At 48.7% G+C, this 487-nt stretch carries 1 protein-coding gene; it reads right to left on the reverse strand.

Annotated features, from left to right (window positions below; translation table 11 throughout):
• Positions 1 to 487 (reverse strand): hypothetical protein (locus AC1EUY_RS16160; protein WP_480196585.1); only part of this gene is annotated, 487 nt, incomplete at both ends.

A 487-nucleotide genomic window follows, 5' to 3' on the forward strand; every position in this document is an offset into this window, starting at 1 on the left:
ATTCTGGGTCTGCGTCGTTACATTACCATTGCCATCATCATAACTCCACGTTACTACCGTAGTGCCCTGCGTCGTTATTGGGAAGCTCGTCGTCGTTGTACCCGTAATACTCGCACCACCACAACCATCACTCGCAGTAGGGGTCGTAATACTTACTACCGTACACTGAGCCGTTACATCAGGTAAATTCGCTACGTCTGGAGCAGGAGCACCCGTATCGGTAACTTCAACATTCTGAGTCTGCGTCGTTATATTACCATTGCCATCATCATAACTCCACGTTACTACATACGTACCTACGACACTATAGCTCGTTGGATCTGTAGTCGTAGCGGTAATAGCACCCACACAAGTATCTGTAGCCGTAGGGGCTGTAACACTCGCCGTACACTCACCACTTACATCGGGTAAACTCGCTACATCGGGCGTTGGGGCCGTCGTATCATCTATAATAACATTCTGGGTCTGCGTGGTAACATTACCATTG

The sequence above is a fragment of the Maritimimonas sp. 2210JD6-3 genome, from assembly GCF_056591795.1.